Below are 6,164 nucleotides of genomic sequence, written 5' to 3'. Positions count from 1 at the left end.
GCTGATAGCTGATAGCTGATAGCTGATAGCTGATAGCTGATAGCTGATAGCTGATAGCTGATAGCTGATAGCTGATAGCTGATAGCTGATAGCTGATAGCTGATAGCTGATAGCTGATAGTTTGCAACTTATCTCCATTTTCCTACCATTCATCGTCCCCAAATGTCAGGCTGTGTAATGTTATGTAAAGTCAGTTGAGCAAAACTTAACGTGGTGCTTGAATTACACTCATAAATAGATGTTTTTCAGGTTTTTAGAATGAATTGGCAATATAAGCCGAGTTTATTGGCTTTAAGTGTAATTTTGCTAAGTGCATGTGCGAGCCAGCCGACTCACAATGAACGAGTTGCTGAGCTTGAGACTGTACCAAGTGCATGGCAGCAACTTCCTTCTGGCGACAAGGTGCTTGCTGTTGAAGACAACTGGTTGCAGCAATTACACGACCCTCAAGTTTTTAATTTAGTGGAGCAAGCATTAGCCCATAACCAAGCAATTTTACAAGCAGGTTATGATGTGGCAATTAAAGAGCAACAGCTTATTGCTGCTGGGGCCGATTTATGGCCAAGCCTTGATTTATCAACACGAGCGAGCCGTAGCAAAGATAATCGCCCTGTTAGTTATAACAACGCTAGTTCTGCATCATTAGAATTAAGCTACGAAGTTGATTTATGGGGCAAATTGTCGGCCTCAGAACGACAAGCAAATCTTGAATACCTAGCTGAAAAAGCCACATTTGCGCAAAGTAAACAACAATTAGTTGCTGATGTAGTAGCGGGTTGGTTTGATGTTATTACGAACCACAAGTTACTTGAGCTATATAAGCAGCGTGAGCAAAACGCTGAGAAAAATTTAGATATTATTGAGTCAGGTTATCGCCAAGGTTTAAATGAAGCGCTTGATGTTTATCTTGCTCGTAATGAGCTAAATACTGAGCGCTCGAATATTGCTGCACAGCAAGCTACCTTAACTAAGTCAATTCGCGATTTAGAGCGTTTAACAGGCCAATATCCTGCTGGGGCATTATTGGTTAGTGCCGATTTGCCACTACTTGAGAACACAATTCCTTTGGGTTTACCTTCAGAGCTTATCACCCGCAAGCCAGCGTTAATGGCAAGCTGGTATCAGTTGTTAAGTACTGATGCGGGACTTGCTTACGCGCACAAACAACGTTTTCCGAGCTTAAATCTTTCAGCATCTATCAGTGATAGCACAGATAGAGTGAGTGATTTATTTTCGCCTTCAAGCTTAGCTTGGTCACTGATTGGTAGTATTTCAATGCCGCTTTTTGAAGGTGGTCGCTTAAAAGCCAATGAAGAGCAGGCAAGGCTTAGCGTTAAACGTCAGGAGCAAGCTTACCTTGCCACACTCTATGATGCATTTAATGAAGTTGAAACTGCAATAAGTCAAGAGCAAGCCTTGAAAGTGCGTTATGAGAAAACCTTAGAAGCACAAGAAAATGCAATTGCCGCAGAGCGTTTGTCTTTTGAGCAATATCAAAGTGGTTTAGTAACATACACGACAGTGCTTGATGCGCAAGATCGCTCTTTTAACGCGCAAAGCTCTGTTATCGAACTCAAAAACCAACTTATTAAAAATAGAATCAACTTACACATTGCCCTTGGCGGTGACTTTAGTGAAGCAAATAGTGAAGTAGCAGAGCAATAATCATGAATACTAAGACACGTAAAATATTAATTCCATTGGTAGTGATCGTTGTGACGGTACTGCTTGTCATGTTTATTAAAGGTAACCCGCCGCAAGCAAATCGTTTTTCTTCACCACCGAAAGCGAAAGTAAATGTGGCTGTTAAAACTCTAACACCAGAAACTTATCAAGTAATGATTGATAGTTTTGGCACCGTAAAGCCACGTACGCAAAGTATGCTAGTCGCGCAGGCTTCAGGGCAAATTATCGAAATTAGTGAGCAATTTCGTGAAGGTGGCTTTTTCGAAAAAGGCGATGTGTTGTTGCAACTAGATGATAGAGATCACCGCGCCGAAGTAAAATCAGCACAAGCGACGCTATTAACCGCTGAGCAAAGCTTACTTGAAGAGCAAGCTCGTGGTCGTCAAGCAATTACTGATTGGGAGCGCTTAGGCAAGGGTGAACAAGCAAGTAGCTTGGTACTTCGTAAACCACAATTAGCAGCAGCCGAAGCCAGTGTGTTGTCTGCGCAAGCGACACTTGAAAAAGCGAAGCTTGATTTAGAGCGTACAAAGATCACAGCTCCATACGCGGGGCGAGTTTTAAGTCGCAGCGTAGACTTAGGGCAAGTGGTGAGTAATAACATGGAACTTGCTAGCATTTATGCGATTGATCGCGTTGAAATTCGCTTACCAATCAAAAATAAAGATTTGCCGTTCATTAACTTACCAGAGCAGTTTCGTGATGGCGCTAAAAATAGCGCGGGTTCACTCGTTAAATTCAGCTCAGATCTCGTTGGCAAACAGTATTGGCAAGGTCAAGTTATACGCACCGAAGGGGCTATAGATGAAAGTGCGCAGCAGCTTTATGTGGTTGCGCAAATTAACGACCCTTATAAAGCCACGACTGTGAATCAGTATCCAATTAAAATTGGTCAGTACATCAAAGCACAAATTACTGGTAAGGCGATAGAGAATGCCATTGTGATCCCAAATAGCGCAATTTACCAAGGCACCTATGTTTACGTAGAAGAGCAGGGTGTACTGCGTCGTAAAAATATTGCACTTGCTTGGCAAAACGCTAACCAAGCCGTTGTCGCTGATGGTTTGTCTGCAGGCGATAACTTGGTGATTACACCGCTTGGTCAAGTGAGTTCTGGTACGCAAGTTACCGTTATGGGTAGCGAAGAGTATCAGGCAACCAGAGCAAAAGCTAAGCGTTCAAGCAATCAACAGCCGCTTAAAGAGCAAGGAGCGCAATAATGATTGCTTGGTTTACAAAGAATCATGTTGCAGCAAACTTATTGCTGATCAGCATATTATTAGCGGGTTTATTTAGCGTTTCGACGCAAATACCACTTGAAGTATTTCCATCGTTTGAGTCTGACCGAATTAGTGTCAGTGTATCATTGCGCGGCTCTACGCCTGAAGATGTTGAAAAAGGGGTATCAATTCGCATAGAAGAAGCGGTGCAAGATCTTGAGGGAGTTAAGCGTATCACTAGCCGCTCTTCTGAAGGCTCTTCTTCGGTAAGTATTGAAGTTGAGACTGGGTATGATCCAAGAGAGCTGTTAGCTGATATTAAAAGTCGGGTTGATGCAATTAACACCTTTCCGGTCGATGCTGAAAAACCGATTGTTTCGCTTGCTGAGTGGAAGCGCGAAGTAATCGCCGTGACTGTTTCAAGTATCTATGGTGAAAAAGAAACGCTTGAATACGCCGAGACTGTACGCGATGAGCTTCTACGTTTGCCAAGTGTAACTCAAGTTGAGTTAAGCGGAGTGCGTGATTACGAAATTGCCATTGAAGTAAGCCAAGACACTTTACGCCAATACGATTTACGCTTATCGGACATTTCTTCAGCAATTAGCAATTCAAGTACTGATGTTTCAGCTGGTAACTTAAAAACACAAGGGGGTGATGTCCTCATTCGTTCAAAAGGTCAAGCTTATCGCAAAGATGAATTTGCTAATATAGTGGTAAAAAACCAAGCTGATGGCACAATTATTCGTTTAGGTGACATTGCTCGTATTAGCGATGATTTTGAAGAAACCCCTGTTCGCACTCGTTTTAATGGTAAGCAAGCTGCATTTATTGATGTGTATCGTATTGGCCCGCAAAGTGCGATTGAAGTTGCTGATGCGGTAAAAAATTACATAACTGAGCATCAGAGCCAGCTTCCAGAAGGGTTTGAGTTAAGTTATTGGGATGATGACTCAGAAGTTGTAAAAAGCCGAATAGCAACGCTTACCAGTAACGCAATTCAGGGCGGAATTTTAGTCCTGGCACTACTCACCTTATTCTTGCGTCCAGCCATTGCATTTTGGGTATTTATTGGTATCCCAGTGTCGTTCATGGGGGCGTTTTTAATGATGCCAATATTTGGTATCACTCTTAATGTAATCAGCTTATTTGGTTTTATTTTGGTGTTAGGTATTGTTGTTGACGATGCCATAGTTACCGGAGAAAACGTCTATACCCATTTAAAAACTGCAGAAAGTGGTGAGCAAGCCGCTATTCGTGGAACGCAAGAGGTGGCAACTCCAGTCACCTTTGGTGTACTTACAACCGTTGCGGCATTTTTACCTCTCGCTTTTATTGAAGGTGCTCGAGGCGCCATTTTTGCACAAATTCCTGTCGTGGTTATTCCTGTTTTACTGTTCTCTTTGATTGAGTCTAAGTTTGTATTACCAGCACACTTAAAATACTTAAAGCTACGTCATGAAAAGGGCGAGCCATCGAGACTAGAGCGCCTTCAACAGCGTTTTGCCGATGGCTTTGAACACGCAATAATGAAGTATTACCAACCATTATTGAATCTAGCTTTAAAGAATAAAATGGCTACGGTTAGCTTATTTGTTGGGATTTTTGTAATTATTGTTACCTTGATCACAAGTGGTTGGACTAAATTTACCTTTTTCCCGCGTATTCCAAGTGAAACGGTACGTGCATCCGTAACTTTCCCTGCCGGAACACCGTTTGAAGTGACCAATAAATACGTCATTAAAATGTCAGACAAGGCAAAAGAATTACAAGATAAATACCGCGATGAAGAAGGTCAAAGTGTAATTCTAAATATTTTGGCAACCACAGGTGGCCGTGGTGGTTCGTCAAATACTGGTAGTGTTAGATTTGAGATTATGCCAGCAGAAAAGCGTGAATCAGATATAGGCTCACGAGAGCTTGCCAGCGAATGGCGTGATCTTATCGGTATTATACCAGGCGCAGAGAGTGTCACTTTCCGTGCTGAGTTTGGCCGAACATCTAGCCCGATTGATGTACAGCTAAGCGGTAGTTCAATCGACACCCTCGAAGCTGTTGCTGAAAAAGTTAAAGTGCGTTTATCGACCTATCCAACAGTGTACGAAATAGCCGATAGCATGTCAGATGGTAAAGAAGAGTTGCAAATTGAGCTGACAGAGCAGGGGTTAGCGCTTGGATTAAATCGTGTTGATGTATCGCAGCAAGTGCGTAACTCGTTCTTTGGTGCGCAGGTACAGCGCATTCAACGTGGGCGCGACGATGTGCGCGTAATGGTACGCTTACCGATTGAAGAGCGTCGCTCGGTTGCAGACTTAAAAGATATACTTATTAAAACACCAGCTGGTGGTACTGTGCCGCTTTCGCATGTGGCGACTTTAGTACCGGGGCAAAGCCCATCGTCTATTTATCGTATTGACCGCTATCGCACATTGAATGTCACAGCTGATGTTGAAAAATCAAATACCAATATGACGGTACTGCAAGCAGATTTAAAAACCTACTTAGATGAGCTCATGGTGCAATACCCAGGTGTTGATTACACACTCGAAGGTGAAGCCAAAGAGCAGCGAGAGTCATTTGGTTCACTGGCTTGGGGCCTGGTGTTTGTATTCTTTATTATTTATGCATTATTAGCGATACCGTTTAAATCATATTTGCAGCCATTAATTGTGATGAGTGTTATTCCGTTTGGCATGATAGGTGCGGTAATGGGTCACTGGGTAATGGGCATGGAGTTAACCATTATGAGCCTGCTTGGCATGTTAGCCTTGATAGGTGTGGTAGTGAATGACTCATTGGTACTGGTTGATTTTATTAATAAGAAGCGTGAAGAGGGCGGTGATTTACTGGAAACCGTTAAGCTTGCCGGTGCGGCACGTTTTCGCCCAGTAATGCTAACCAGTTTAACCACCTTTATTGGTTTAATGCCGCTGTTATTTGAAAAAGCAACGCAAGCACAATTCCTTATTCCAATGGCTGTAAGCCTTGGCTTTGGGATTATCTTCGCAACGCTTATCACCTTGCTATTAGTGCCAGTTAATTATCTATTAATGGAGCGCTTTCAAGGGTGGTTTAAGTAGGGGCGATAGGTTGAAAACATGTGTGTTGGGTAGAGTGAAATGAAACCCAACACACAGGAGCTATCAGCTTTCAGCCGTCAGCTATCAGAAAAATAAACAAGTTAGCGAGTTAGCAAGGGGAAAGGTGCGAGTTTCGAGGGACGAGATACGAGTTGTAGGAGGCGTTTTAACGTCGAAA

3 protein-coding genes are annotated in these 6,164 nt (G+C 42.8%); all 3 read left to right on the top strand.

Annotated elements, in window-relative coordinates; all coding sequences use genetic code 11:
• Positions 1-258: 258 nt before the first annotated feature.
• Genes VRK28_RS11660 through VRK28_RS11650 form a run of 3 tightly spaced genes read left to right on the top strand, consistent with a single transcriptional unit; the run spans position 259 to position 5,986 of the window.
• A complete protein-coding gene (locus VRK28_RS11660) occupies positions 259-1,665 on the top strand; it encodes an efflux transporter outer membrane subunit (RefSeq protein ID WP_062564938.1) in 1,407 nt (468 codons plus the stop codon).
• 2 nt (positions 1,666-1,667) lie between these two features.
• Positions 1,668-2,906, top strand: a complete 1,239-nt coding sequence (locus VRK28_RS11655) for an efflux RND transporter periplasmic adaptor subunit (RefSeq protein WP_062564939.1) — start codon at positions 1,668-1,670, stop codon at positions 2,904-2,906.
• The gene (locus VRK28_RS11650) at positions 2,906-5,986 is read left to right on the top strand and encodes an efflux RND transporter permease subunit (RefSeq protein ID WP_062564940.1); all 3,081 of its coding nucleotides are present in this window, start codon (positions 2,906-2,908) and stop codon (positions 5,984-5,986) included. Before VRK28_RS11655 ends, VRK28_RS11650 begins: the two co-directional genes overlap by 1 nt.
• Positions 5,987-6,164: the final 178 nt, after the last annotated feature.

The sequence above is a fragment of the Pseudoalteromonas sp. P80D2 genome, assembly GCF_036680945.1.
GTDB classification, from domain to species: Bacteria; Pseudomonadota; Gammaproteobacteria; order Enterobacterales; family Alteromonadaceae; genus Pseudoalteromonas; species Pseudoalteromonas shioyasakiensis.
This window is presented reverse-complemented; position numbering and strand designations above follow the sequence as displayed.